This is a genomic window from Nocardiopsis trehalosi NBRC 14201, assembly GCF_001552555.1.
Classification (GTDB): Bacteria; Actinomycetota; Actinomycetes; order Streptosporangiales; family Streptosporangiaceae; genus Nocardiopsis_B; species Nocardiopsis_B trehalosi.
Map to the genome: position 1 here is coordinate 1 of NZ_BCRK01000031.1, position 25,977 is coordinate 25,977.

26 protein-coding genes are annotated in these 25,977 nt (G+C 76.3%); 9 read left to right on the forward strand and 17 right to left on the reverse strand.

Annotated features, from left to right (window positions below; translation table 11 throughout):
• Nucleotides 1-72: 72 nt before the first annotated feature.
• Together NT8_RS08320 and NT8_RS08325 are read right to left on the reverse strand one after the other, a co-directional pair.
• Complete coding sequence (locus NT8_RS08320) at nt 73-1,248, reverse strand: ABC transporter substrate-binding protein (protein WP_157515609.1); 1,176 nt, start codon at nt 1,246-1,248, stop codon at nt 73-75.
• A gap of 202 nt (nt 1,249-1,450) precedes the next feature.
• The gene (locus NT8_RS08325; protein WP_067966046.1) at nt 1,451-2,794 is read right to left on the reverse strand and encodes an amino acid permease; all 1,344 of its coding nucleotides are present in this window, start codon (nt 2,792-2,794) and stop codon (nt 1,451-1,453) included.
• Nucleotides 2,795-3,201: 407 nt separating this feature from the next.
• Between NT8_RS08325 and NT8_RS08330 the strand changes: the two genes are divergently transcribed.
• Complete coding sequence (locus NT8_RS08330; protein WP_067965985.1) at nt 3,202-3,681, forward strand: HIT family hydrolase; 480 nt, start codon at nt 3,202-3,204, stop codon at nt 3,679-3,681.
• Nucleotides 3,682-3,708: 27 nt separating this feature from the next.
• Here the strand turns inward: NT8_RS08330 and NT8_RS08335 are convergent, their stop codons facing one another.
• From NT8_RS08335 to NT8_RS08345, 3 genes are all read right to left on the reverse strand, one after another.
• Entirely contained in the window at nt 3,709-3,960 is a 252-nt protein-coding gene (locus NT8_RS08335) for a hypothetical protein (RefSeq protein ID WP_245646085.1), read from the reverse strand.
• A 307-nt stretch (nt 3,961-4,267) separates the two neighbouring features.
• Nucleotides 4,268-5,452 carry an MFS transporter gene (locus tag NT8_RS08340; protein ID WP_084468753.1) on the reverse strand — a complete coding sequence of 395 codons (1,185 nt, stop codon included), beginning with the start codon at nt 5,450-5,452 and terminating at the stop codon, nt 4,268-4,270.
• Between the two features lie 9 nt (nt 5,453-5,461).
• Nucleotides 5,462-6,805 (reverse strand): DegT/DnrJ/EryC1/StrS family aminotransferase, encoded by a 1,344-nt coding sequence (locus NT8_RS08345; RefSeq protein WP_084468754.1) that lies wholly within the window; start codon nt 6,803-6,805, stop codon nt 5,462-5,464.
• 426 nt (nt 6,806-7,231) lie between these two features.
• Here NT8_RS08345 and NT8_RS08350 point away from each other — a divergent pair, with 426 nt between their 5' ends.
• The 4 genes from NT8_RS08350 to NT8_RS08360 all read left to right on the forward strand — a co-directional run bounded on the left by NT8_RS08350 (nt 7,232) and on the right by NT8_RS08360 (nt 10,577).
• Nucleotides 7,232-8,500, forward strand: a complete 1,269-nt coding sequence (locus NT8_RS08350) for a sensor histidine kinase (RefSeq protein ID WP_084468755.1) — start codon at nt 7,232-7,234, stop codon at nt 8,498-8,500.
• Nucleotides 8,501-8,696: 196 nt separating this feature from the next.
• Complete coding sequence (locus tag NT8_RS31440; protein ID WP_369406290.1) at nt 8,697-9,296, forward strand: methyltransferase domain-containing protein; 600 nt, start codon at nt 8,697-8,699, stop codon at nt 9,294-9,296.
• Between the two features lie 39 nt (nt 9,297-9,335).
• Nucleotides 9,336-9,824, forward strand: coding sequence for a hypothetical protein (locus tag NT8_RS31445; protein WP_369406291.1), 489 nt, complete (start codon nt 9,336-9,338; stop codon nt 9,822-9,824).
• A gap of 78 nt (nt 9,825-9,902) precedes the next feature.
• Nucleotides 9,903-10,577, forward strand: a complete 675-nt coding sequence (locus tag NT8_RS08360) for a response regulator (RefSeq protein ID WP_067965992.1) — start codon at nt 9,903-9,905, stop codon at nt 10,575-10,577.
• Nucleotides 10,578-10,611: 34 nt separating this feature from the next.
• Here the strand turns inward: NT8_RS08360 and NT8_RS08365 are convergent, their stop codons facing one another.
• The 5 genes from NT8_RS08365 to NT8_RS08385 form a co-directional block, all read right to left on the reverse strand.
• Nucleotides 10,612-11,244 carry a DJ-1/PfpI family protein gene (locus NT8_RS08365; RefSeq protein WP_067965993.1) on the reverse strand — a complete coding sequence of 211 codons (633 nt, stop codon included), beginning with the start codon at nt 11,242-11,244 and terminating at the stop codon, nt 10,612-10,614.
• Between the two features lie 71 nt (nt 11,245-11,315).
• Nucleotides 11,316-12,305 carry a GlxA family transcriptional regulator gene (locus NT8_RS08370; protein WP_067965994.1) on the reverse strand — a complete coding sequence of 330 codons (990 nt, stop codon included), beginning with the start codon at nt 12,303-12,305 and terminating at the stop codon, nt 11,316-11,318.
• Nucleotides 12,306-12,392: 87 nt separating this feature from the next.
• Nucleotides 12,393-12,776 (reverse strand): hypothetical protein, encoded by a 384-nt coding sequence (locus tag NT8_RS08375; protein WP_067965995.1) that lies wholly within the window; start codon nt 12,774-12,776, stop codon nt 12,393-12,395.
• 70 nt (nt 12,777-12,846) lie between these two features.
• Nucleotides 12,847-13,578 (reverse strand): CPBP family intramembrane glutamic endopeptidase, encoded by a 732-nt coding sequence (locus tag NT8_RS08380; RefSeq protein WP_067965996.1) that lies wholly within the window; start codon nt 13,576-13,578, stop codon nt 12,847-12,849.
• Nucleotides 13,488-14,345 (reverse strand): GPP34 family phosphoprotein, encoded by an 858-nt coding sequence (locus tag NT8_RS08385; RefSeq protein WP_245646086.1) that lies wholly within the window; start codon nt 14,343-14,345, stop codon nt 13,488-13,490. The genes NT8_RS08380 and NT8_RS08385 overlap by 91 nt, the downstream gene beginning before the upstream one ends.
• Before the next feature lie 212 nt (nt 14,346-14,557).
• Between NT8_RS08385 and NT8_RS08390 the strand changes: the two genes are divergently transcribed.
• Nucleotides 14,558-15,703 carry a sensor histidine kinase gene (locus tag NT8_RS08390; protein ID WP_067965998.1) on the forward strand — a complete coding sequence of 382 codons (1,146 nt, stop codon included), beginning with the start codon at nt 14,558-14,560 and terminating at the stop codon, nt 15,701-15,703.
• Nucleotides 15,700-16,302 carry a response regulator transcription factor gene (locus NT8_RS08395; RefSeq protein ID WP_067966000.1) on the forward strand — a complete coding sequence of 201 codons (603 nt, stop codon included), beginning with the start codon at nt 15,700-15,702 and terminating at the stop codon, nt 16,300-16,302. Before NT8_RS08390 ends, NT8_RS08395 begins: the two co-directional genes overlap by 4 nt.
• A 347-nt stretch (nt 16,303-16,649) precedes the next feature.
• Here NT8_RS08395 and NT8_RS08400 read toward each other — a convergent pair whose 3' ends face one another.
• Both NT8_RS08400 and NT8_RS08405 read right to left on the reverse strand, forming a co-directional pair.
• The gene (locus NT8_RS08400; RefSeq protein WP_067966002.1) at nt 16,650-17,396 is read right to left on the reverse strand and encodes a metal-dependent hydrolase; all 747 of its coding nucleotides are present in this window, start codon (nt 17,394-17,396) and stop codon (nt 16,650-16,652) included.
• Between the two features lie 56 nt (nt 17,397-17,452).
• Nucleotides 17,453-18,034 (reverse strand): TetR/AcrR family transcriptional regulator, encoded by a 582-nt coding sequence (locus tag NT8_RS08405; RefSeq protein ID WP_067966004.1) that lies wholly within the window; start codon nt 18,032-18,034, stop codon nt 17,453-17,455.
• A 111-nt stretch (nt 18,035-18,145) separates the two neighbouring features.
• Here NT8_RS08405 and NT8_RS08410 point away from each other — a divergent pair, with 111 nt between their 5' ends.
• Nucleotides 18,146-19,081, forward strand: coding sequence for a DMT family transporter (locus tag NT8_RS08410; protein WP_067966006.1), 936 nt, complete (start codon nt 18,146-18,148; stop codon nt 19,079-19,081).
• 25 nt (nt 19,082-19,106) lie between these two features.
• Here the strand turns inward: NT8_RS08410 and NT8_RS08415 are convergent, their stop codons facing one another.
• On the reverse strand, nt 19,107-20,228 hold the full coding sequence (locus NT8_RS08415) for a serine hydrolase domain-containing protein (protein WP_067966008.1): 1,122 nt from the start codon (nt 20,226-20,228) through the stop codon (nt 19,107-19,109).
• An 82-nt stretch (nt 20,229-20,310) separates the two neighbouring features.
• On the opposite strand from NT8_RS08415, the gene NT8_RS08420 reads away from it, so the two are divergent.
• Complete coding sequence (locus tag NT8_RS08420; protein WP_067966010.1) at nt 20,311-20,850, forward strand: PadR family transcriptional regulator; 540 nt, start codon at nt 20,311-20,313, stop codon at nt 20,848-20,850.
• Between the two features lie 451 nt (nt 20,851-21,301).
• On the opposite strand, the gene NT8_RS08425 is transcribed toward NT8_RS08420, so the two are convergent.
• The 4 genes from NT8_RS08425 to NT8_RS08440 form a co-directional block, all read right to left on the reverse strand.
• Nucleotides 21,302-21,961: an HAD-IA family hydrolase gene (locus tag NT8_RS08425; protein WP_157515613.1), complete on the reverse strand. Its 660-nt coding sequence runs from the start codon at nt 21,959-21,961 to the stop codon at nt 21,302-21,304.
• A gap of 97 nt (nt 21,962-22,058) precedes the next feature.
• Nucleotides 22,059-22,877 (reverse strand): alpha/beta fold hydrolase, encoded by an 819-nt coding sequence (locus NT8_RS08430; protein WP_084468756.1) that lies wholly within the window; start codon nt 22,875-22,877, stop codon nt 22,059-22,061.
• Nucleotides 22,878-22,926: 49 nt separating this feature from the next.
• Nucleotides 22,927-23,721 carry an exodeoxyribonuclease III gene (locus tag NT8_RS08435; RefSeq protein ID WP_067966051.1) on the reverse strand — a complete coding sequence of 265 codons (795 nt, stop codon included), beginning with the start codon at nt 23,719-23,721 and terminating at the stop codon, nt 22,927-22,929.
• 43 nt (nt 23,722-23,764) lie between these two features.
• Nucleotides 23,765-24,781, reverse strand: coding sequence for a tyrosine-type recombinase/integrase (locus tag NT8_RS08440; RefSeq protein WP_245646087.1), 1,017 nt, complete (start codon nt 24,779-24,781; stop codon nt 23,765-23,767).
• Nucleotides 24,782-25,977: the final 1,196 nt, after the last annotated feature.

Here is a 25,977-nt window from a genome sequence, read left to right on the forward strand (position 1 = left end):
CCGCCCCGGCGCCCGAGGCGGGCCCGCCCGTCGCCGCCGCACCGCGCGGACCGGACGCCCCGGGGCCGCGGCTCAGGTGGCGGGCGCCAGGTCGGCGGTGACCGCCACCTCCGGCACGGCGGTGTTGGTGACGACCTCCAGGGCGTGGCCGTCGCGGGTGGGGTGCCACTGGCCGCCCGCCAACGGGACCCGGGCGATGCCCGGGGCGGGGCCGCGGGTGAAGTCGAGCGTGCCCGCCATGGTCGCCAGGCGGGTCCGGCTCAGCGCCGCGGCGACCGACGCCCGGTCGCCGGGGTCCTCGGCCGACGCCAGCGCGTGGTGGGCGACCTCCACCAGGGCGCAGGCCAGGCCCAGCGGCTGCAGCCAGGGCGTGCCGGTGGCCGCCTCGTAGGCGGTGGCGAGCTCGGCGGCGGTCGTGCCGTCCAGGGAGGACCGGAAGGGGTGGCGCGGCGTCCAGTACACCAGGGTGGCCACCCGGGCCCGGCTCAGCTCGGCCCCCGCGTGGGTGTGCGGGTAGGCCAGCCACCGCGAGCACGTCAGCAGCCGCGGCCGCAGCCCGGCGGCGCGCGCCTGCGCGATGAACAGGGCGAGGTCGTCGGCCGTCGCCGCGCTGGTGACCACGTCGGCCCCGCCGCGCAGGATGCGGTCGACGTGGGCGCTCAGGTCGGTGGCGGGTTCGGCGTAGCCGCCCGGATCGACCAGGGTGTGGCCCCGCTCCCGGGCGGTCGGCGCGAACACCTCGCGCAGCAGCCGGCCCTGGAGGTCGTCGTTCCACAGGCAGCCGACGGTCCGGCCCGGGCCCAGCAGGCCCCACATCTCGGCGAACACCTCGGCGATGTCGTCGAGCCCCCACGCGAAGTGGTGGCTCCACGGGAACGGGCCGTCGGCCGCCGCGGCCCGCCCGCGCGCGAACGCCTGCCAGGGGAACGTGGTCGACAGGCACGGCACCCGCAGCTCCTCGCAGGTGCCGACCACGGCGGGCAGCACCCGGGTGCCGGCCATGGCGACCACGATGTCGGCGCCGTCCTCGGCCACCAGCCCGCGCACCGCCTCGCGGGCGTGGGCGGGGTCGGAGCGGCTGTCGCGCACGGCGAAGCGCAGCGGGCGGAGCCGGCCGTCGGCGCCGCGCACGGACGCCTGCCCCGCGGCGGACCGGTCGATCACGAACGCCAGCGGGTCGCCCAACCGGGACAGCCGCCCGGTCCGCGGGACCACGGCGCCGATGCACAGGGGGGTCGGGCCCATCATCACCTCGTTGTTCGGGGGGCGGCGCGGCCCGGGACGGGCCGCGCGCGGTCGGCTGCGGCCCGCCGCGCGGACGCCCCGAAACCCCTTCGGTGACGCTCGGTGACGGGCCGCAGCAGATCGTAGCAGCGCCGCTTCGGGCGCGTCCCCGGAACGCCGGTGCCCGCCCACCCCCCCGGGGGGTGGGCGGGCACCGGTGGCGGGCTCAGTCGCGGCCGAGGTCCAGGGGGCGGTCGCTGACCGGGGTGCGGCCCACCCGGCGGCGCACCTCGTAGGCGGCCAGGACCACGGCCACCGCGGCCAGCGTCGCCAGCAGGGGGCCCCGCTGGTCGGGCAGGAACGCCATCGCCACCGGCACCGCGACCAGGCCCGCCAGCGTCGCCCAGCTCAGGTAGGGGAACCCCCACATGCGGAAGGTCAGGCGCTCAGGGGCCTCCCGGCGCAGCCGCCGCCCCAGCACCAGCTGGGACACCACGATCGTCAGGAACAGCACCAGCAGGATCGCCCCGATGGAGGCGACCAGGAACGCGAACACCGTGGTCGGCCACAGGTAGTTGCCCACCACCGACGCGTAGCCCACCACCGTGCCCAGCAGGATGGCGCGGGCCGGCACGCCGCGCCGGCTCACCCGCGCCAGCGCCGCCGGGGCGTCGCCCTGCCGGGTCAGCACGTGCAGCATCCGCGAGGAGGTGTACATGGCGGCGTTGAGGACGCTGAGCACCGCGACGAACACCACCACCTGCATGATGAGCGGCGCCGCCGGCACCCCCACGGTCTCCATGACCGACACGAACGGGCTCTCCAGCAGTTCGGCGGTGTCCCACGGCAGCACCGCCACGACCACCAGGATCGAGGCGACGTAGAACAGGGCGATGCGCCACAGCACGTTCGTCGTCGCGCGGGCGACGCCCCGCTCGGGCTCGTCGGTCTCCCCGGCGGCGATGGTCACGATCTCCACCCCGCCGAAGGAGAACAGCACCACGACGGTCGCGGCGAACACCGCCGTCCACCCGTTGGGGGCGAACCCGCCGTGCTGCCACAGGTTGGCCACGGTCGGCCCGTCGGCGCCCGGCCACAGGCCCAGGGCGAACAGCCCGCCCAGCACCAGGAACGCCACGATGGTGGCGACCTTGATGAGGGAGAACAGGGTCTCGGTCTCGCCGAAGGCGCGCACCGACACCAGGTTGGCGGCGGTCATGGCCACCAGGAGCAGCAGCGACAGCAGCCAGCCCGGGGCCGGCACCCACGCCGCGAGGATCGCCGCGCCGGCCACCGCCTCGGCCGCCACGAGCACGGCGTACATCCACCAGTAGAGCCACCCGATGGCGAACCCCGCGCGGGGGCCCAGCGCGATGCGCGCGTAGTCGGAGAACGAACCCGCGGCGGGTTGCGCCACCACCATCTCGCCCAGGGCGCGCAGGGTGAGCAGCACCAGGACGCCGGCGATGGCGTAGGAGACGAGGGCGGCGGGCCCGGCGGCGTGGATGACGGCGCCGGAGCCGATGAACAGCCCGGCGCCGACCGAACCGCCGATGGCGATCATGGCCATGTGGCGGCGGCGCAGGCCGGGCGCCAGTCGGGGAGTGGGGGTGGCCGCCTCGGTGGGCGGGGTGTCGTGCGAGGTCACGCCCATCGAGCCTAGACGGTGGGGGCGGCGGTCCCGCCCGCGGCCCCCGCGCCGGGGGAGAACGTGAGCGACGCCACCGCTCCGCTGCGGAGGGGGAGGGGTGGCGTGCGCGGTCCCGGCCGGGCGGGTGGGGGAGGGACCGTACGGCGATGCGCGGACCGGCGGCGGGGCGGTGCGGGGGCGCTCCGCCGCCGGTCCGCATGCAATCCCGGTCGAGGAAATCTACGCCGTCAAGGTGGCCGTTCCAGAATTGCAATGATGGATCACCCGCTAACGTGGCCCCGCGCCGACACCCGTCCCAACACAACCCGACGACGGCGGGGGGCCGCATGCACGCCGCACCGGACTGGACGCACGACCGCGTGGCCGCCGCCCGCGCCGGGACCAACCCCACCGTGCTCGCCCGGCTGAGCACGGGATGGGCGGTCATCGGCGACACCCAGCACCTGCCGGGCTACTGCGTCCTGCTCCACGACGGCGGCGCCGAGCAGCTCCTCGACCTGCCGCGCGCCGAACAGGTGGCGTTCCTGGCGGACCTGGCGCTGCTGGGCGCGGCGGTGGCCGGGGTGTGCCGGCGCCGCGACCCGGCGTTCGCCCGGATCAACCTGGAGGTCCTCGGCAACGCGCTGCCGCGCCCGCACGGCCACGTGCACGCCCGCTACGCCTGGGAGCCGGAGGAGCGTCGGCGCGGGCCGGTGTGGCTCTACGGCGGTGAGCGCGGCGCCGCCGCCCACCGCCTCGGGCCGCGCCACGACGGGCTGCGCGCCGACCTTGCCGCCGCCCTGCGCGGCGCCGCGCGCCCCGGCTGAGGCGCGTTCGGGTCGGCGGGGCAGGGGTCAGGGCGCGGGCGGGCGCAGCGCGTGGGTGCGCGGCGGGTACAGCGCCGCCCGGGCCTCGTCCTCCGACAGCAGCCCGCCCAGGACCGCCGCCTTCAGCTCCTCGCGGGCCAGCAGGTAGTGCCGGCGGGGGCGGCCGGGCGGCAGGGGCAGCCGCTCCTCGCGCCACAAGGGCTTCAGCGCCAGGTAGGCCTGGGCGTCGGTCACCTCACCGTTCTCCAGTGCCGCCATGAGTTCCGCGCGCGCGTCCATGTCCGTGTCCCCTCCTCGGCGGGTGCGGGTGCCGGGGCCCCGCCCGCCCGGGTGGGGCGGCGCACGGGCCGCGGGCACCGGACCGCTCCCGGCCGCCCCGGGTCGGGGGCGCGACGTCCGGGGGGCGGTCGCCGGTTCGAACGTAGCGCCCCGATGTCGCTGAGCGGGGCGTATTCACCGATTCGGTGCCGGGCCGTGCCGCCCCCGACATCCCCCGGCCCCCGGCCCGCCGCCGCCGGGCGGCCGGGCGGTGCCACGGGAGCGGTGGACCGGGGGGACGCGTTCGCGGCGCCGTGCCGGCCGCTGTCTAGGGCCGGGCGGCCTTCCGCCGGGTGGCGCCCGCTGTGAGGAAGGCCAGCAGCAGGGCCGCGCAGACGACCAGGATCGCCTGCCGGCTGCCGTAGACGCCGCCGAGCAGCCCCAGCACGGGCGGGCCGCCCAGGAAGGCGGCGTAGCCCAGCGAACTGCTGACCGACACCCGCGCGGCGGCTCGGGCGGGGTCGTCGGCGGCCGCCGCGATGCCGACGGGGAACCCCATGGCGGCGCCCAACCCCCACAGCAGCGCTCCGGCGAGGGCCCAGGCGACCGTGCCGCCGAAGGCGACGACGAGGACGCCGCACAGGGCGAGCCCGACGGAGGCGCGCAGGACGGCGGCGCGGCCGAAGCGGGTGACGAGCACGCCCCCGGTGAGGCGCCCGGCCGTCATCGCGGCGACGAAGGCGGCGAACGCCAGGGCGCCCGTGTGCTCGGCGGCGCCGTAGCCGTCGACCAGCACGTACGCCATCCATTCGTTGGCCGTTCCCTCGGTGAAGGCGAAGCCGAGGACGCAGGCGCCGATGAGGAGGGTGCGCGGTTCACGCCAGGAGGCCAGCAGGACGGCTCCCGGGGTGCGGGTGTCGCCGTCGGCGTCGGGTGCCTCGGGGTCGTCGGCGGCGGCCCGGCCGAGCAGGGAGGCCATCACGGCCAGGAGGCCGACCATGACCAGGTTCTGGACGGTCAGCGGGATCGACGCGCCCGCCAGGAGGGCGCCGAGGAGGGCGCCGACCACGGTGCCCAGGCTGAGGGTGGCGTGCAGGCGCGGGAGCAGGTCGTCGCTGCCCATGAGGTGGGCGATGCGGGAGCCGACGACGTTCATGCTGACCTCCCACAGCCCCATGCCCAGCCCGATGAGGAAGAGGGCGGTGGCGGAGACGGGCCAGGAGGCGGTCCCCAGGCCGGTGGCGAGCAGCAGCAGGCCCGCCGCGGCGAGGGAGACGCCGGCGGTGACGCCCCGGCTCCCGCCGAGGCGCTGGACCAGCAGGCCGGCGGCGGGGAGTCCGGACACGGCGCCGGCGGAGAGCCATAGCAGGAGCATGCCGAGTTCGGCGGTGGACAGGTCGAGTTCGGCGCCCAGGGCCGGTACGCGGCTGACGAGGGCCGCGTACATCACTCCGTTGGCCGCGAAGGCGATATGGACGGTGGTGGTGCTGCCGGTTATCGTCGTGCCGGGCATCGCGGCCTTTCAGGTATGGGCGCGATGGCGCCGGTTGATGGGGTTGGTGTATTTCCGCCGTTCCCCGGCGCGTTCGGCCGCCCCCCGCACTTCGTGGGCGTGGCGGCGCACGCGGAGCAGGATCTCCCGCATCCAGTCGGCGAAATCCGGGTGCCGCATGTACTTGTTGTGGACGAACACCGCCCTTTCATGCACCCTGCGGGCGCCGTCGTAGGAAAGGCCGCGGTCGGCGACGACCGGGGCCCACGCGGGGTCCATGTGGGTGGGGGCGTATCCGGCTTCGGCCCAGATGCCTTCGGCGATGAGGGCGACCCGCAGGTCCTCCGGCGATATGCCGACCTCCTCCTCCATGGAATCCAGGCATTCCATGAAAAGGCAGAAGAAGGGCGGGTATTCGGCGTCGGTCGGCGGCACCCACAGCCAGGGCGTGGGCGATACGTCGTCGCCCGCGCTCACCGCTTCGGTGATGATCCGCCGGTTCTCGCGGACGATGAGGCGGTCGTGCAGGGCCCGCAGCCATTGCACGAGCATCAGTGCGGCCGGTTGCTCCCCCATGCGCTGGTTGCCGGCCGCGAGGGGGTCGGCGTCGCGGTGGGGGATGGGGTCGTAGCGCGTCGGCCAGAGGCCGCAGTCGGAGTCGGCGCGGGCGACGGCGGCGGTCTCGGCGTCGGCGCAGGTGAGGGCGCCGCCCTCGCAGGAGGGGGTGGCCTTGCCCTCGCCCTGGGCGGACAGGGACGCGGTGGGTGCCTTCGCGCCGTCGTATCGGGCGGCGCCGCCGAGTGCGTTGTCGTGGTGGACCATGACGTCGTACTGGTCGGCGAGGGCGCAGATCCGGTCCAGTGCGCCGAAGTTGCCGTACATGGTGGCGGGCATCACCCCGAGTACGCGGTCGGCGTTGGCGTGGAGGTAGGCGGCGACGACGTCGGCGTCCATGGTGCCGTCTCTGCGGCAGTCGACGGGGACGAGGTCGGGTGCCCGGCCGAGCTTGGTGGCGATGCCGTGGAGGACGCCCTGGTTGGCGGAGGCGTGGGTGAGGGTGGGGACCAGGACTTCGGAGCGTCCGGTGGCCCACGCGGGGTCGCGGGTGTGCAGCTGCGCGCGGAAGCCGGCGGCGATGCCCAGGGTGCCGTTGGGCTGCCCCACGGCGTAGGGGTAGCCGGTGCCGTCGGCGACCACTTGTTCGAGGATGGCCCGCCATTTCGCTGGAATGTGGCCGAAGCCGACCCATTGTCCGCTGTCCGTGATCTCGGCCAGGGCGGCGGACTCGATGGGCCCGGAATAGGGCCATTCAGGTTGGTTCAGTACATCCACTACGGGGGTGCCGCCGAGGACCGCGGGTTTGGGGGTGGCCATTGGCCGTCCTTCCGTTTCGAGGGGCTGTGTCGAGGGCGCGATCGAATGACGCCAATGGCCCGCCTGCGGCGATCGGCGATGTGCGGTGTCGGCGAGGGATGGGCGCGTGCGTCCTCACCAGCCATTTTCGACCGATTTTCGGTGGTGTTTCCCGTTCGATGGGAATCCCGTCCGGATCTCCTGGCGGCCGCGTCTCGCTACGTCATGCCCGGAGTTCACTTTCGGAAACGGCGGACCCGGCAGGAGAATTGGTGAACGGGTGCCCGATCGCCGTGCCCGACGGTTATTCGGCCACGTCATCCGCCGCTCATTCCGACCGCCGCGACCTCCGACCCGAGCCCGCCCCGAGGGCGGCGCGGCGACCCCCCGGCGGGCTCCCTCCGGCGGGGGAGGTGGGGCACCGGGGGCGCGTGCCAGGATCGAGGCGTGTCGCCGATCCTTCGTGTGCTGTCCCCGCTGTGGAGCCCCCTCACCTACACCCGCTGGGTGTACCTGGTACTGGGCGGGGCCGTGGCCCTGCCCTACCTGCTGGCCGGGGCGGTGCTGGCGACCCTCGTCCTCGGCGACGGGGAGGCCGTCTCCCCCGACGCCTCCCTTCCGCTGACCCTGGTCGCGGCGCCGGTCGCGGTCCTGCTGATCGGCGCCACCGCCTGGGTACCCGGCGCCCGCACCCTGGAGGGCCACCTCACCCGCACCCTGCTGGGCGGCCCGATCGCCGGCGAACCGGTGGCCGAGGCCGCCACCGCCCGCTCCCGGGCGCGCACGGGGGTGTGGCTGCTCCTGCACCTGCTGGTGGGGTTCCTGGCGTGCCTGGCGACCATGGTCGGGCTGACCGAATCGGCGGGCCTGGCCCTGGCCGCGCTCACCGGCGAGGCGTCCTCGTCCACCGGCGGGCTGCTGCACCTGACGGGCACCGGCGCGCTCGACGTGCCGCGCCGGCTGCTCGCCCCGTTCAACGGGCTCGCCGTCCTGCTGGCCCTGATCGCGTTGATGGGCCTGTGCGGGGCGGGCCTGGCGCGACTGGCCCCGCTGCTGCTGGGCCCGTCGGCGGCCGAGCGGCTGGCCGCCGCCCAGGACCGCGCCGAGAACCTGGCGGAGCGCAACCGGCTGGCCCGCGAACTGCACGACTCCATCGGCCACGCGCTGTCGGTGGTGGCGCTGCAGGCGGGCGCGGCCGCCCGGGTCATCGACACCGACCCGGCGTTCGCCCGCGCCGCCCTGGAGGCGATCGCCGCGCAGGCGCGCACCGCCACCGGCGAACTCGACCACGTCCTGGGGCTGCTGCGCGAGGAGCGCAACGGCGCCACCGGGCCCCAGCGCTCCCTGGGCGACCTGGACCACCTGCTCGACGCCACGCGGGCGATCGGCGCCGACCTCGACGCCCGGGTGAGCGGCGACGTCGCGGCGGTGCCCGGGGTGGTCTCGCGGGAGACCTACCGCATCTGCCAGGAGGGGTTGACCAACGCGCTGCGGCACGGCGGGCGGGTGCCCATCGCGCTGCGCCTGGACGTGGGCGCGGACCGCCTGGAGGTGGAGATCACCAACCCGAGCGGCCCGGCCCGCCGCCGGGCTTCGGGCGGCCGGGGGCTGCGCGGGATGCGCGAGCGCGTCCGCCTGCTCGGCGGCACCCTGGACGCCGGCACCGCCGACGGCCGCTGGCGCCTGCACGCCACCATCTCCTGGCCGCCGGCGTGAGCCCGCGATCCCACGATCGGGGATCTCCCGGGGCGTTCCGCCATTCCGCAACCGCGCCCCGGACAGAGGAGACCAGAATGGGAAAGCACGACGACCCGTCCCGCTGGGACGGGCAGAAGGACGCGCCGCCGCCTCCGCCCACCCCCGACGACGGCGGCAGCGGCGGGGGCCGGCACGAGAGGGACGACGAGGGCTAGTGCGCGACACCGAGGGGCCGCGTGCCCGCCTGGCCGAGGCGATGCCCCCGGCCTGGCGGGCCGCGTTCCTGGCCGTGCCCCGGCACGCCTTCATCCCCGACACCGTGTGGGTGCGCCGCGGCGGCCGCCCGGTCGCACTCCACCGCCGCCACGACCCCGATGCCTGGCTGGCCGCCTGCTACGCCGACGAACCCCTCGCCGTCCAGCTCGACGACGGCGACGGCAGCGGGCGCGGCTACGTCACCTCCTCGGCCTCCATGCCGACCACCGTCGCCCTCATGCTCGACGCCGCGCACCTGCGCCCCGGCCACCGCGTCCTGGAGATCGGCACCGGCACCGGGTTCAACGCGGCGCTGATCGCCTGGCGCGTCGGCGCCGCCGCCACCACCACGGTGGAGATCGACCCCGGTCTGGCGCAGCGGGCGCGCGCCGCCCTGAACGCCGCCGGGTGGCCGGTCGAGGTGGTCACCGGCGACGGCACCCGGGGCCATGCGCCCGGCGCGCCCTACGACCGGGTGGTGTCCACGGCCGCCGTGCACCGCGTCCCCTACGCGTGGGTGGCGCAGACGGCGCCCGGCGGGCGCGTCGTCACCCCGTGAGCGACGGCCTTCCACAGCGGGGCGCTGCTGCGGCTGCGCGTGCTGGCCGACGGGACGGCGCGCGGCCGCTTCGGGGGCGACACCGCGTTCATGTGGGTGCGCGACCAGCGCCCCCCGCACGGGTCGGTGGAGGAACGGGTCCGCCCCGACCACGGCGCGGCCGCGTCGACCACCCGTCTGCACCCCTATGAGCCGGTGGGCGACTTCTCGGCGCCCTTCGCCATCGGGGTGCGCGTCCCCGGCATGACCTCGACGCTGGTCCACGACGGGGACGACCCGGCGTCGGGCCGGTACACGGTGCACCTGATGGATCCCGTCTCGGGGGCGTGGGCGACGTGGCGTGTGGAGCCCGGCGCCGACGCCCATCCCGTCCGCCAGCACGGCGCCCGCCGCCTGTTCGACGAGCTGGCGGCCGCCTACCAGTGGTGGGACGGTGCCGGGCGGCCCGACCACACCCGGTTCGGGGTGACCGTCACCCCCGGCGGGCAGGCGGTGTGGCTGGACGACCCCGCGCGGGTGGTGGCCTGAGCGGCGGGGCCCGCGCGGCGGCGGCCGACGCCGGCGCCGGGTGCGGGGCGGGGGGCGGGCTCGTCTAGGCTGCCCCTCATGGGGGAAACGGGCGCGCACGCGGTGGCGGTGGTGCTGGTCGACGACGAGGAGCTGATCCGCACCGGGCTGCGGGTGCTGATCGACGCCGAACCGGACCTGTCCGTCGTGGGCGAGGCGGGCGACGGCGCCTGGGCGCTGGACGTGGTGCGCCGCACACGCCCCGATGTGGTGCTGATGGACGTGCGCATGCCCGGCGTGGACGGCATCCAGGCGACGCGGACCCTGCTGTCGGCCCTGGACGACCCGCCCCGGGTGGTGGTGCTGACGACGTTCGAGAACGACGACCACGTCTACGGGGCGCTGCGCGCGGGCGCCTCGGGTTTCCTGCTCAAGCGCAGCCGCCCCGACGACATCCTCGCCGCGGTGCGGCTGGTGGCGCGCGGCGACTCCCTGCTGTTCCCCGCCGCCATCCGGGCGCTGGCGGCCCGCCACGCCGCGCCGGCGACCGGGCCGGCGGGCGCGGTGGGCACGCTCACCGAGCGGGAGGCGGAGACGCTGCGGCTCATGGCGCGGGGCCTGTCCAACGCCGAGATCGCCGCCGAGTTGTTCGTGGGGGTGCAGACGGTGAAGACGCACGTCTCCCACGTCCTCGGCAAGCTGGGGGTGCGCGACCGCACCCAGGCGGTGGTCGCCGCCTACGACTCCGGGCTCATCCGCCCCGGCGGCGCCTGAGGCGGCCGACCGGGACGGCGGGGCCGGGCGGCCCTCAGGTGTCCGCCGCCATCATCCGGCCCAGTTCGGCCACCACCTCCGGAGGTGCGGTCTCCAGGCTGCCCGCGGAGAACGGGGGCTGGGGCGCGTACTCCACGAACAGCTGGATGCTCTGCGCCCGCAGGTCGCCCCACAGCTGGGCGGCCAGCACCAGGCCCATGTCGAGGCCGGCGGAGACCCCGGCGGCGGTGATGACGTCGCCGTCGATCACCACCCGGTCGGTGCTCACCCGCGCGCCCTGCCCGGCGAGGTGGTCGCGCACCGCCCAGTGGGTGGTGGCGGGGCGGTCGGTGAGGATGCCCGCCGCGGCGAGCAGGGTCGCGCCGGTGCACACCGACGTGGTCCAGGTGGCGGTGGGGTGGGCGGCGGCCAGCCACGCCACGAGCGCGTCCTCGCGCTCCAGGGCCTGCTCCCACAGCCCCGACCCCGGCACCACGATGACGTCGGGGCGCGGCAGGTCGGCGAAGGCGGCGGTCGCGGTGATCTCCAGCCCGGTGTCGCAGGCCACCGGTCCCGGCCGCGCGGCCAGGTAGTGGGAGGTGACGCCGGGCACGTGGGCCAGCATCTCGTGGGGGCCGATGAAGTCGAGCGCGGTCATGCCCGGGTACAGGGCGAAGGCGATGTCCATGGTGGTCCTCTGCTCGTGGCGTCGGTGGCGTCGGTGGCGTCGGTGGTGTCGGTGGGAACGTCGGGTGCGGGTCAGCGGTCCGCGGTGGTCCCGGTGGCGCGGAACCGGTCCCGGTAGGAGCCCGGGGGTACCCCGATCTCGCGCAGGAACGCCCGCCGCATGGTCTCGGCGCTGCCGAACCCGCAGCGCCGCGCCACCGCGTCGACGCCGGCGCTCCCGCTCTCCAGCAGTGCTCGGGCGGCGCGCACCCGCGTCCGCTCGACGTAGCGGCCGGGGCTGGTCCCGACCTCGCGGGTGAAGCGGCGGGCGAAGTGCCGTTCGCTCAGGGCGGCGTGCCGGGCCAGGGCGGGCACCGACAGGTCGGCGTCGGGTCGGGCGGCGATGTGCTCGACCACCCGGCGCAGGGCGGGGTCGCCGACCGGGACCGCGCGGGTCCACGCGCTGAACTGGGACTGGCCGCCGGGGCGGCGCAGGAACACCACCAGCCACCGCCCGATGGTGCGCGCCAGGTCGGCGCCGTGGTCGTCCTCGATCAGCGCCAGGGCGAGGTCGATGCCGGAGCTGACCCCGGCGGCGGTCACCACGGGCCCGTCGCGGACGTAGATCGCGTCGGGCCGCACGTCCACGCGGGGGTGGGCGGCCGCCAGGTCGGCGCAGAACGCCCAGTGGGTGGTGGCCCGCCGCCCGTCGAGCAGCCCCGCCTGCGCCAGTACGAAGGCGCCCGTGCACACCGACGCCACCCGCTGCGCGCGTCCGGCCAGGCCGGCGACGCACGCGGCCAGGCCCGGGGTGGCGGCGGTCGACGTCGACCCCCACCCGCCGACGACGACCAGGGTGTGCAGCGGGCCGTCGAGGGCGGCCAGGTCGGCGTCGACGCCCAGGCGCACCCCGGAGGAGCACACCACGGGGGCGCCGCCCAGGGAGGCGGTGCGCATCCGGTACCGGCCGCCGGTGATCTTGGCGGCCGCGTCGAAGACGTCCAGCGGCCCGGCGAGGTCCAGGAGCTGCATGTCGTCGTAGACCGCGAAGACGACCTCGCGCACATCGGTGCGACCTGTCATGACCGCCAGTATGGGAGCGCCGCCGCGAGGGCGGCAATGACGGGCACCCCTCGTATTCTGCCGCCGCCCGCAGGGGGCGGGGCAGGCCTAGGGCCGGGGGCCGCCGACGGTCAGCACGGTCGTCTCCTCCGCGCCGACCTCGCGCAGGAAACCGACCCGGACGCCTTGGGCGTAGGGGGCGATCAGGTCGAGCAGGTCGGTGAGCGCGCCGAGGTCGTCGTCGAGCCACAGGTTGCGGGTGCGCAGCTCCCAGGGGCCACCGCCGGTGGGGCGCCGCAGCTCGGCGGTGTCGCCGCCGGGCAGGCGGCTGTGCGGGTCGGCCGCGAGCAGCGGGTAGGCGTGGTCGCCGGGGTCGGTCCCGGCCGGCGGTTCGGCCGCCTCCTCCAGGTGCCAGCGCAGGGCGTGCAGCACCGCCGCCGGGGTGTCGGGGGCCAGGGCGCAGTCGAAGACGACTTCGTAGTGGGAGCTCACCGCGCCATCGTGGCGCACCGGCGCGGCCGGCCCGGCAGCGGGGGCCGGCCGCCCCCTCTCCGCGCGCGGGTCAGCCCGTGGGGCCCGTGGCGCCGGTGAACAGCACCAGCAGCGGCAGGGCCAGGTTGTTGACGGTGTGCACGGCCACCGCGGGCCAGATCGACCCGCTGCGCCGCATCAGCTCGCCCGCGACGAGGCCCACCACGATGGCCGCGGGCAGGACGATGTTGACGCCGTGGAACAGCGCGAAGACCACCGCCCCGCCGACGACGCCCACGACCGGCCCGTAGCGCAGCAGGGCGTTGGTCAGGACACCCCGGAACAGGAACTCCTCGCCGATGGGCGTGACCACCGACAGGAACAGCACGGTGAGGACCAGGGCGAGCGCGCCGCCGCCCGCCGCGTCGTAGTACGCGCCCTGGGGGTCGGAGCCGTACCCGGTCACCGCCGTGACGGCGTAGGTCAGCGCCCCCTTGGCGACCAGGGCGACCACGCCGCCGGCGGCGCCGACGAGCATCCACCGCCAGGTGGTGCGGCGCACGCCGAAGGCGGCGAGGGGGCGCCGGCGCACCAGCACGGCCGCCGCGAAGCCGGCCAGGCCCGCGATGCCCGACCAGGCGGACACCACCAGGCCGTAGGTGACCGGGTCGAGGTCCAGCGGGCCCAGGGGGCCGAAGAACAGCAGCGCGAGCGTGGTGGCGACCAGGGTGGTCAGACCGACCGCGATCTCGGGCCAGCCGGGGCGGATGGGGGTGCGGGCCGGCGCCTCGGGGCGGGGGTGGTCGGGGTGCTGGGGCGCCATGTCGGCGGCCTCCTTCGTGTCGTCGGTCGGGTGTTCCCGGGGCGGGCCGGGGCGCGGCCCGGCCGGGTGGGGCGGGCGTGGGCGGGCCGGTCAGCGGGGGGAGCCGCGCCCGGTGGCCGTGACGGCCGTGCGGACCGCCAGGCTGAGCCCGGGGACCTCGGCGTCGAAGCGGTCCAGGACGGGGTGAGCGCCGCCCGGTGCCGGTGGCGTTCGGCGGCGGTGAGCACGGTCCACACGTCGCCGTCTGCCGCCAGCGTGATCAGGGCCGCGTCCTCCAGGGGGACGTCCGCCGCGTCGCGCCCGGCCAGGACCGCGCCGCGGGTGCGCTCGCGCAGCCGGCCGAGCCGCTCGGGGCGGGTCGGGGTGACCGTGCGGGTGGGCACGACGCCCAGCCACCGGCCGCGGTCCACGGCGACCTCCCCGAGCACGGCCAGCCCGTCGCGCACCGCCGCCTCGGCCCCGGCCGCCGCCGCGCGGTGGAGGGTGGTGATCCACGGGCTCGTCCCGTGCGGGGACACCAGGTCCAGCACACGGGACAGCAACGGGTCCTCGGGTGGCGGGGCGACCGCGCGCACGGCCGCGCCGCCGCGCGGGTGCAGCCACCCGCCGACGGCCAGGTCGGCCAGCGCCGCGGCGCCCAGCAGCTGGGCGCGGTAGGGGGCGCTGACCGGGTCGAACCGGTCGTGGTCGGGGTCGTAGCCGAGCAGGTAGAGCCGCTGGGGCAGCGTCAGGCCCATGCGGTCGGTGGGATGTCGGTGCGCGAGCATGGTCCGATCCCACCGCCGATGGCACCCGCCCACCAGTGCCGCCGCGTCACCGTCCGACCGTGACGTTCGCGCGGGTGCGGGCATGACGCGGTGTCACTGGTGGCCGCCGGGTGCGGGAAGAATACTGGGGGCGCCGCCGCCCGGCCCCGCCGCGCCGCTCGGGGACCGGGCGTCGCGCGTCCCGCAGACCCGGGAAGGGGTGGACAACGCACGTGACGTCGGAGCGCACCGAGGAGACCCAGGGGCGGTTACGTGCCCTCAACCTCAACATCGTGACCGCGGCGGTGTCGGCCGTGGGCTCGCTGCTGCTGGCCGTCGACGCCCAGTCCTGGCCTGAGGCCGCCGTCCTTGGGGCGGGGCTGGCGGCGACCATGGTGGCCGTGGGGCGGTGGTCGACCGACCGGTCCCTGGCCTTCGCGGTCCCCTGCCTGGCCGTCGCCGCCGCCGTGTGGTTCCTGGGCGTGCTGGTGGCGCAGGACACCTCGACGGCCTCCTACGCCCTGGGCGTCGTGGGCACCATCGTCGTGCTGCAACTGCCCCGGTACGGGCGCGCGGTGGCGGCGGGGCTGGTCGCCTACGCGGCGGCGGTGGTGGTGGTGCGACTGGTGGCCTTCCCCGGGGACCTCGTCGACGACCTGCTCCAGTACGTCGTGGCCGCCGTGGTCGTCGGCGGGGTGGGGGTGGTCCTCACGTCGCTGAACCAGGCGTTCTCCGGCCTCGTCGCCGAACTGGCGGAGGCGCGCGAGCGCGAGGCGGACCTGGCGGTCGCCCGGGAGCGCATCCGCTTCGCCGGCGACCTGCACGACATCCAGGGCCACACGCTGCACGTGGTGAAGCTGAAGACCGCGCTGGCCCGCCGGCTGGTGCGCGCCGACGCCGACCAGGCGGAGGCCGAGCTGGGCGAGATCTACGACCTGCTCGGCGACACCATCGCCCAGACCCGGGACCTGGCCTACGCCCAGCGGCGGCTCAACCTGTCCGCGGAGCTGGAGAACGCCCGCAACCTGCTCGACGCGGCGGGCATCGACGTGCGCGTCGAGCGGCGCGCCGGGGTGCGCGACGGGGCGGAGGGGCTGCTGGGGCAGGTCCTGCGGGAGACGACGACGAACATCCTGCGGCACGCGCAGGCCGGGCAGGTGCGGATCACCCTCTCGGAGTCGGGCATCACCATCGTCAACGACGGCGCCGGCGACGGGCCGCCCCCGCGGCTGCGGGGGCTGGCGGCCCTGCGGGAGCGGGTGGCGGGCGACGGCGGCGAGCTGACGGTGGAACGCAAGGACGGGCGGTTCACGACGGAGGCGGCGCTGCCGCAGCCGTCGTCGGCGCCGCACCCGCGATCGTGGAGGGACGACCGATGACCACCGTGGTGCTCGCCGACGACGAGGCCCTGCTGCGCAAGGCGCTGGCGTCGCTGCTTCCGCTGGAGGGCGACGTCACCGTGCTCGCCGAGGCCCACGACGGTGCCTCGGCCGTGCTCGCCACGCTGGAGCACCGGCCCGATGTGCTGGTGATCGACCTGGAGATGCCGGGGGTGGACGGGCTGGGGGCGGTGGCGGAGATCCGCCGGGAGCGGCCGGAGCAGGTGGTGCTCATGCTGACCCGGCACGCCCGGCCGGGGGTGCTGCGCAAGGCGCTCAAGCTGGGGGTGCAGGGGTTCGTGAGCAAGTCGGCGGACCCGGGGCACATCGTGTCGGTCATCGCGGCGCTGCACGAGGGGCAGCGGTGGATCGACCCGGACGTCTCGGCGCTCGCCGTCGTCGACGACTGCCCGCTGACCGACCGCGAGATCGACGTGCTGCGGGCGACGGGGGAGGGGTACTCGGTCGCCGACATCGCGCGCCAGCTGCATCTGGCGCAGGGCACGGTGCGCAACTACCTGTCCAACGCGATGCAGAAGACCCAGACCCGCACCCGCCACGAGGCCGCCCGCTACGCCCGCACCCACGACTGGCTGTGAGTCGCGGCGGCGGTACCGCGCAACGGGGGAGGAGGGCGGCCGCCGGCGCCGGATGACGCGCGGGGGAGGGGAGGCGGAACGCCGTCCGGGTGTCCCGCAGGGCAAGGGGCGGGGGGGGGCGGGAGCCGCCGTGGCGCGGGCCGGGGCGGCACCTGGCCGGGAGCGCGGCCGAGCGCCCCCTCCCGTGCAATCCCGCTTAAGAAATCTACGCCGTCAAGGTGGGGGATAAGGTCTGTCTTCCCCTCCAACAACAAAGACCAAACGAGCGGCTCCGCCGCCAGCCCCCATAACAACGGGCACACCCGGTTCGCCCGCCAGCTCCCGCCTCGGACACGGGGGGAGGCGGGTCAGGCGAGGAGGAACCCCACAGCGGGGGCCGCGATGAGGCAGGTCCAGCGGATGACGTACTCGGGCCAGGTTCCGGTGCGGAAGCGCAGCGCGCGGGGCGGCCCGATCATGGCCCAGCGGCGGCCCCCGACGCGGAAGGGCCAGGCCAGGGGGACGGCCGTGCGGGTGAGGGCGTCGCCGAGGACGTGCACGATCATGCCGAGGGCGAGCACCGCGCCGACGAGGGGCCCGGGGGAGGCGCCGGAGCCGATGAGCAGGGCGGTGGCGGCGAGGGCGATGAGGGTGGTCGCCGGCCACGAGGTGAGGCGGGCGCGGTCGGCCCCGCGCGGCAGGGCCTGGGCGAGGCCGCGCACGGCGAGGCCGGTGGTGAACCAGGTGATGAGGGCCAGGGCGGCGGTGCTGAGGGTCGCGGCGGTGCCGGCGGCCAGGCCGAGGGCGAGCGCGGCGGCGGGGGTGTGCCAGAGGTGGCGGTGCATGCCGTCGGTGGCGGCGTCGGCGGCGGTGCGGGTGCGGTGGTGGACGGCGGCGGAGGCGCGGCGGGCGAGCCAGGACAGGGCGGCGGTGAGGGGGCCCTGGGAGCGGGTGGCGGTGGAGCGGGGGTGGTCGATGTCGGGGAGGAGGGCGGCTCCGGCGCCGATGGCGGCCGCCGCGGTGTAGTCGAGGGGGCCGGCGGGGGTGAGCGGGGAGAGGGCGGCGGTGGCCAGGACGCCGGCGAGCAGGCCGGTGGCGGCGTGGGAGGGGGCCATCACGGCGGGGTGGGCTCCTGTCGGTGGGGGGCGGGGGCGGCCGGGGCGGCGCGCGGTCACGGTGGGGTCGTACCCAGGAGGCGGTCGGCGGCGTCGCGGGCGGTGAGCGCGGCGTCGGGCAGGGCGGCGACGGCGGCGGCGGTGACGGCGCCCTCGTGCAGGATCAGGAGGGTGTCGGCGTGGGCGGCGGGGAGGGCGGCGTCGGCGAGGAGGCGGGTGTAGAGGGCGTGCAGCCAGGTCTTCTGCTCTTCGGCGACGCGGCGGCCGGGGTGGTCGGGGTCGGAGAGTTCGGCGTAGGCGTTGACCATGGCGCAGCCGCGGGTGTTCTCGGCGCGGGTCCAGGCGTGCAGGGCGTCGTAGGTGGCGAGGATGCGGGCGCGGGGGTCGGGGCCGGCGGCGTCGAGGCGGGTGGTGAGGTGGTGGCGCCAGCGGTGGTCGCGGGCGCGCAGGTAGGCGGTGACGAGGTTCTGCTTGGAGCCGAAGCGGTCGTAGATGGTCTTCTTGGTGACGCCGGCCTCGTCGGCGATGAGGTCCATGCCGACGGTGGTGATGCCGCGTGTGTAGAAGAGGTGGGCGGCGGTGTCGAGGACGCGGCGGGCGGCGGGGGTGAGGCGGGGTTCGGTGGTGGCGGGTGCCATGGGTGCCTTTCGGTGGGGTGGGTGCACTGCGAGTATACCGACCGGTGTGGTTACCTACGGGGTGAACGGCCGGTTGGTCCCGGTATCCGCACTCGCAGGAGGAGTCCGCCCATGCGCACGCCCCGCCCCCGAACCGCGATGGCCCTGCTCGGAGCGGGCCTGGTCGTGATGTGGAGCTCCGGATTCATCGGCGCCGAACTGGGCACCCGCGCCGCCCCCGCCACGACGCTGCTGGTGTGGCGCTTCCTCGTGGTGGCGGCCCTGCTGGGCGCCTGGCTGGTGTGGCGGCGGCGCCGCGTCGGCGTCCGCGACCTGGTGCTGCACGCGGTGATCGGGGCGCTGGCGCAGGCGGGGTACCTGTACGGGGTGGTGGCCGCCGCCGGGTACGGGGTGCCGGCGGGGACGAGTGCGCTGATAGCGGCGCTGCAGCCGGTGGCGGCGACCGCGTTGGCGGCGCCGGTGCTGGGGGAGCGGGCGACGGGCCGCCAGTACGCGGGGCTGGCTTTGGGGGTGGCGGGTGTGGCCCTGGTGGTGGCGGGGGATCTGCGGGCGGGGGGTGCGGCCCCCGGGTGGGCGTATGCGCTGCCGCTGGCCGCGATGCTGAGCCTGGTCGCGGCGACGCTGCTGGAGCGGCGCACCCGGCCTGGGGCGGGGATCGTGGCGGCGCTGGCGGTGCAGTGCGGGGTGAGCGCGGTGCTGTTCACGGGGGTGGCGGCGGTGACGGGGACGCTGGCCCCGCCGGCCGATCCGGGGTTCTGGGGTGCGGTGGTGTGGGTGGTGGTGCTGTCCACGCTCGGCGGTTACGGGCTGTACTGGGCGGTGCTGGCGCGCAGTGGTGTGGCGCGGGTGTCGGCGCTGCTGTACCTGACGCCGCCGGCGACGCTGCTGTGGGCGGCGGTGATGTTCGGTGACGCGGTGACGGTGCCGGCGCTGGTGGGGATGGGGGTGTGTGCGGTGGCGGTCGCCCTGGTGCACCGGGCCCCGGCTCCGGCCGCGGGGCGGGCGCCGCAGCGGGGGGAGCGCCGCCCCGAGCCCGCGGGCCGTTGAGCGTGGGGCGGGGCGGGGCGGGTTGTCAGCGGCGCCAGGCGTCGATGACGCGGGCCATGGTGCGGAAGGGGAGGGCCTGGCCGCGGGTCTGGTCGACGGTGCCGGCGAGGTGGAGGCGGAGTTCGGGGCAGTGGAAGAGCCAGGTGCCGGTGGCCCCGGAGTGGCCGGTGAGGGTGAGGGGGCGGCGCCCCGCTGTGGCGAGCCGGCCGAGGGTGATGGACATGGTGCCCAGTCCGTAGTGCAGGACGGGGATGTTGCGGAGCCGGTTGCGGCGTTCGGTGAGGGCGTGGAGGGTGCGGGGGTCGTCGTGGAGGTCGCCGGCGAGCAGGGCGCGCTGGAAGGTGATGAGGTCGCCGGTGGTGCTGTAGAGGTCGTTGGTGGAGGCGGTGAGGGCGGGCAGGTGGACGGGGCGCCGCCGGGCGTGCAGGGGGGTGGGTTCGGGGGTGGTGGGGTCGGGTGGGGTGTGGCCGGGCAGCCAGGTGCGGGTGAGGCCGAGCGGGGTGGTGATCCGTTCGGTGAGCAGTTCGGGGAAGGTGCGGCCGGTGGTGGCCTGCAGGATGCGGATGAGGAGTTGGAAGCCGGTGTCGGAGTAGCGGGCCTTCTGGCGGGGTGCGGTGAGGTCTTGGGGCGGGAAGTGCGGGCGCTGCCGTTGGCGGGTGGTGTGGAGGGTGTCGTCGAAGGTCCAGGCGGTGTCGCGGCCGGTGGCGAGGTGGTCGTAGAGGCTGGGGCCGCCGCTGCGCTTCTCGAACTGGTCGGGCAGGCCGGAGGTGTGGCTCGCGAGGTGGCGGACGGTGATGGCGGGGGTGTGGTCGGTGCCGTCGAGGACGTGCAGGCCGGTGGTGGTGTCTGCGGGCAGGTAGGCGGTGATGGGGGTGTCGAGGTCGAGCTCGCGGCGCTCGTGGGCTTGGAGGAGGAGGGTGATGATGAACCGCTTGGTGACGCTGGCGATGAAGAAGGGGGTGTCGGGGTGGGGCGGGTGGTCGTCGGCGGGACCGGCGGCGGCGGACCAGTGGTGGGTGTCGTCGGCGGCGGCGAGGGTGGCGTGGTGGATGCCGGGGCGGGTGACGAGGCGGTGCAGGAGGGTGGTGAGGCGAGCGTCGAGGTCGGCGGGGGCGTTGTTGGCGGGGTGGGTGCGTGGGGTGGTCATGTGGGGGCCTTCTGCGGGGGCGACCGGACGCGATATGTCTACTAGACATGTCTATGGGGGTCAACCGGTCTAGACTCGCCGGATGGCCCACGTGATCCTCGGTCTGCTGCTGATCGCCCCGCAGAGCTTCTACGACCTCATCAAGGCGTTCGAGTCCGGCGTCGCCCTCTTCTACAGCGCCAGCTCCGGCAGCATCCGGCGCGCGCTGGACACCCTGCTCGCCCGGGGGGCGATCGAGGTCGCCAGCGTCGAGCCCGGCGGGCGGGGCCGCAAGGTGTACCGGGTGACCGACGACGGCCGCGCGGAGTTCCGCGCCTGGATGGCGGCCGAACCGGCCGGCCCCGACCTGGAGACGGCGGCCCTGGCGCGCCTGTACTTCCTCGGCCTGCTCGAACCGGCAGAGCGCGCCCCGGTGCTGCACCGCATCACCGGGCGTATCGAGGCCGACCTCGCCGCGCTCACGGCCCTGGACGCGCGCCTGGACACCGCCGACCTGCCCGAGGAGCACCGCGACGTCGCCGCCCACCAGCGCGCCGCGCTGGACTACGGCATCGCCGCGCACCGCTTCATGCTCGACTGGTTCCGCGCCCACGCCGCCCGGCACACCCCGCCCCGCCCCTGACCCGGCCGCCGGGCCAACGGGCCCGCGCACGGCCGGCCGCCACCGGGCGCCCCGAGGTCCGCGCCGATCCGCACCCGAGCGAGGGGACCCACGGCGCACCCGCGCCCGCTCCCGCTTCCCGCCGGGCTCGTCCACGGCCTGCGAATGGACATCGACCACGGCGTCGTGTGGACGCACCACGCGGTGCGCACCGGCCCCGCCGTGGACCGCTACATGCCGGGCGGCACCGACGGCGGTCCTTGGGCTGGTCCACGACGAGCGGAGCCCCGTCCTGACCGCCCCCCCCGTGCCCGACGGCCTCGCGGACCCGCGTGCGGCCGCCACCGGGGCCCTCGCCCGCATGCGCGAGGAGCGGTCGCGGCCGAAGAGGGCGCACACCCCGCGCGCCTGGCGCGGGACGGCCATCGCCCCCTCACCCTCGTGTGACGAGCACCCCGGGGCGCCGGCGGGGTCAGCGCAGGGTGGGGGAGGCGTGCACGGCGAAGCGGGCACCGTCGGCGGGGGCCGGTCCGACCTCCACCGCCGACAGGTCGGCGACGACCGCGTCGGCGTCCAGGTCGGCCGCCGCCGCGGTGGTGGCCACCGCGACGGTGCGCGCGCCCGCGGCCCGTCCGGCGGCCAGACCGGCGGGGGCGTCCTCGAACACCGCGCACCGCTGGGGCGCGACCCCCACGAGCCGGGCGCCCAGCAGGTAGGGGGCGGGGTCGGGCTTGCCGTGTTCGACGTCGTCGGCGCACACCAGCACCGGGGCGTCCAGCCCCACCGCCTTGAGCCGGGCCTCGGCCAGCGGGCGGGTGCAGGAGGTCACGACCGCCCACCCGTCGTCGGGCAGCACCGCCAGCAGTTCGCGGGTGCCGGGCAGCACCTCCAGGCCGTCGGCCCGCTCGATCTCCAGGGCCTCGATGCGCGCCAGGGCCGCGTCGACCTCGTCGGCCGGCAGCAGCCGGGCGATCATCTGCCGGGCCGGGACGCCGTGCGCGAGCACCCCCGACAGCCGGTCGGCTCCGATGCGGTACTCCCGGGCCCACGCGGCCCAGCACTCCTCGACCACCGGCCCGGAGTCGATGAGGGTCCCGTCCATGTCGAACAGCAGCGCGTCGGCGAGGATCATCACGGCCCCGAGTCTAGGAACGCCGGCCGGCGGCGGGAACCGGGGCGGGGTGTGGGCCCGCCCACCCCCGGTGCGGGGGGCGGGCGGGCGGGGGTCCTCAGGCGGGGGAGGGCGGGCCCTCGGCGGGGCCCTCGGTGGTCTCCAGGCGCACGGGGGCGGGTTCGTCGACCTCGGGGGAGCCCTGCGGGCCCACCGGGACGCCGGCGCGCGCCGCGACCACGTCGGCGGCGTCGGCGACGATCTTGGTGAAGTTGTCGGGCTGGTCCAGGGTCACCATGTGCCCGGCGCGCGGCAGGTTGAGCAGCCGCCCGTCGACGCAGGCGTCCTGGAACCGCTTCTCGTGGATGCGGAAGTGGTCGCGTGCCCCGTTGACCAGCCAGACCGGGCCGGGGTAGTCGGCCAGCGCGCCGAGTACCTCCATCTCGGTGATCTCGTCGATGACCGCCCGCGCGGCCTCCATGGCCAGTCCGCCGTCGAGGACGGCCTCGGCGGCGCCCTCGGCGCGCAGGGTGAGCCGGTGGAAGCGCTCGTTGACGGCCTGGCCCTTGTCGGGCAGGCGGTTCAGCAGGACCGCGGGGATGCGGTAGACCTGCGCCAGTGCCTGGGCGGGGCGGGCGGTGCAGCTGGCCGCGACCAGTCCGCGGACCCGGTCGGGGTAGGCGGCGGCCGTGGCGATGGACGCGAACCCGCCCATGCTGTGGCCGACGACCAGGGCGCGCCCGCCGACGCCGTCGACGGCGTCGCGCACGGCCTCCACGGCGCCGACCATGGTGAACTCCTCGCCCCGGCGCGACCCGTGGCCGGGCAGGTCGGGGGCCGAGACCCGCCGGCCCTGTTCGCGCAGGGCCTCCACCTGGGGGCGCCACATGCTCCCCGACACCCGCAGCCCGTGGACCAACACGATCGGAACGCTCATAACCCGCCTCGTCTGCTCCTGGTGCCGCGCGGAGCCTCGCCGCGCGGCCTCACCTGGTCCCGTATTCCACGGTCACCGGTGCGTGGTCGGACCACCGCTGGTCGTGGGCCGGCGCACGCTCCACGCGCGCGTTCTTGGCGCGCGCCGCCAGGCCGGGGGTGGCGACCTGGTAGTCGATCCGCCATCCGGTGTCGTTGTCGAACGCCCGTCCGCGGTAGGACCACCAGGTGTAGGGGCCGTCCCGGTCCGGCAGCAGCGACCGCACCACATCCACATACCCGGCTTCGCCGAGAACGCGCCCCATCCACGCCCGTTCCATGGGGAGGAATCCGGATTTCTTGGTGTTCGCCCTCCAGTTGCGCAGGTCGGCCTCGGTGTGCGCGATGTTCCAGTCACCGCACACCACCAGCTCCCGGCCCGCCGCCTCGACCTCGGCGCGCCGCCGCACCAGGTAGGGCAGGAACGCGTCCAGGAACCGCTCCTTCTCCGCCTGGCGCTCGGTGCCCACCTCGCCCGAGGGCAGGTACAGCGAGGCCACCGTCACCCCGTCCAGGTCCACCTCGGCGTAGCGGCCGGCGTCGGTGAACTCGGCGGCGTCGAACCCGATGCGCCGCGCCGACGGCTCGGCCCTCGTGTACACCGCCACCCCGGCGCGCCCCTTGGCGGCGGCGGGCGCCAGGAGGACGTGCCAGCCCGGCGCGTCCAGCACCCCCGCCTCGACCTGCCCCGGTTCGCACCGGGTCTCCTGCAGGCACACCACGTCGGCCTCGGTGGCGGCCAGCCACGCCCGGAAGCCCTTGCGCGCCGCGGCGCGCAACCCGTTCACGTTCACCGTCGACACGATCAGCACGAGCGCCAGGGTAGCCCCCCGCAGGGGCGGCCGCGCCTCAGCCGCCCGCCGGTTCCGCCTCCGACGGCGCCAGCCGCCGCAGCGCCGCATACGTCCGGTTGGAGCGCGCCGCCTCGCGCTGCGCGGCGGCGGTGACGTCGATGTAGGACTGGGAGGAGGTGATGGAGGTGTGCCCCAGCAGCCGCATGATCTCGGTGACCGAGGCCCCGTCCTCGGCCAGGCGGGTGGCGAAGGTGTGGCGCAGCGCGTGCACCAGGGTGCCCCGCGCGACCCGGTCGTGGACGCCCGCGTGCCGGTAGCACTGGCGCACCAGGTACTGCAGGCCGCCGCGCCGCAGGGGCGCGCCCCGGTTGTCCACCAGCAGCGCGTCGCCTCCCTTGGGGGCCGCGCCGAAGCGGATCGCGCGGGTGCGCAGGTAGGCGTCGACCAGGGCCTCCAGCGGCGGCTCGATCGGCAGCGACCGGGTCAGCCCGCCCTTGCCCACCACCCGCACCCGCCGCTCACCGGGGCGCCCGCTGATCGCCTCCACCCGCAGCGACAGCATCTCCGCCGACCGCAGCCCGGTCAGCAGGGCCAGCGCCAGCACCGCCATGTCGCGCTCGGGCCAGGGGTCGCGGGCCCGCCGGCACCCCGCCGCCAGCGCCTCCAGCAGCCGCTCGGGGGTGTCCTCGCCCATCAGCGGCTTGGGCTGGGACGGCGACAGCCGGGGCCGGCGCACGGCCGGCATCGGGTTGCCCTCCACGGCCCCCTCGGCCACCCAGAACCCGAAGAACCCGTTCCAGGTCGACCACGCCCGTACGACGCTGGAGGCCGCCCGCTCCGCCGCGAACTCCGCGAACGCCCGCCGCAGCACCGCCCCGTCGACCTGGGCCAGCCGCACCCGGCCGGGGTCCTCGCCCAGCACCCGCGCCGCGCACCGCAGCACCCCCTCCAGGTCGCGGCGGTAGGCCGCCAGCGTGTGCGGCGACGGCTTGCCCGCGGCCCGCGCCACCAGGTACTCCTCGACCGCCTCCACCACCCGCGGCGACGCGCCGCCCCGACCCGCATCCACCACCCGCACCCGCCTCCACGATCACCCGGGGCGCACCCGGCCGCCGCGGCGCGTTCGAACACCGCGCCGCCCGCTGTTCGACGCACCCGACCCTAGCGCCCGCCTGCGCCGCGTCACCGCCGCGCACGCCCCGGCGCGCCCTGGTCCCCCTCCGGGGCGGGGGAGCTGCCGCGCCCTCGACGGCGCGGCGGAGGACCGCGGGCCTCAGACCCTCCGCGAGGGCCGCCCGGTTGACACAACCGGTCGGCGGTCCGGTCGCGGCCGTCCGTGTACGGCGGAGCCGCGCCGGGGGAGGGAGACGTGCGACGGTGGCGCCGCTCCGGTGATCACCGGAGCTGCCGGGGCGGCAGGCGCACCGTCGCGGTCGGCCCGCGTCAAGACGGGGCGCCGGCAGCCAGGATCTTCCACCCGTGCGGATAGCGGTCACACCCTGACCGCTATCCGTGCGAACGTGGGCCTTGCCCGCACACCACCACTGTGAAGAACGAGACCACCGTGACCACCACCCCGGCCCCCGCCGCTCCCGTCACCCGAGCGGGCCGCGCCGCACGCACCACTGCGACCGCCGCAGCCCCGGCGACCCCGCGCACAGGGCCGCCCGAGCGAGCACGCCGCCTCCCCGCAGGTCGGCGGACCCCGGCCCACCGTCACCTCCACGTCCGACCCGCCCAGCGCTGCCACCGCTCCGGCGGACCGCCGCAGGAATGGCGCCCGATTTGGGGAGCACCGCCCGAACAGCGGGCGAACTGACCACCCGGACCCCGGACCCCGGCGCCGCCGGGGGAGAGCCCAACCGGTGATCCCGGCCGCCCGCACGTCCCCACGGTCACCACATCGGATGCGAGGCCGTCCCGCACGCCGGCACCGTGATCGAAATCCATCGACGGCCGCCACCCCGCCACCCGGCCCGCCCGCACCACCAGGACACCGAGAGGGCCGGTAGTACCGCCGCCGGGACGGCAACCGCCCCGGGAGCACCGCCCAGCAGCGGGCCAACGGCCACCGGGCCCACTCCGGCCACCCCGTCCGGACCGCCGCCCGCACCAAGGAGGCCACCGCCGCCCCGCCACGCCCACCGACGAAGTGCCTCGAACCCGAGACGCCGCGCCCACCCGCCGCACCGCCGAGGCCGCACCGCACGCCGACCCCGTGGTCGAGCACCATCAATGGCCGCCACCCCGCCACCCGGCACCGCCCAC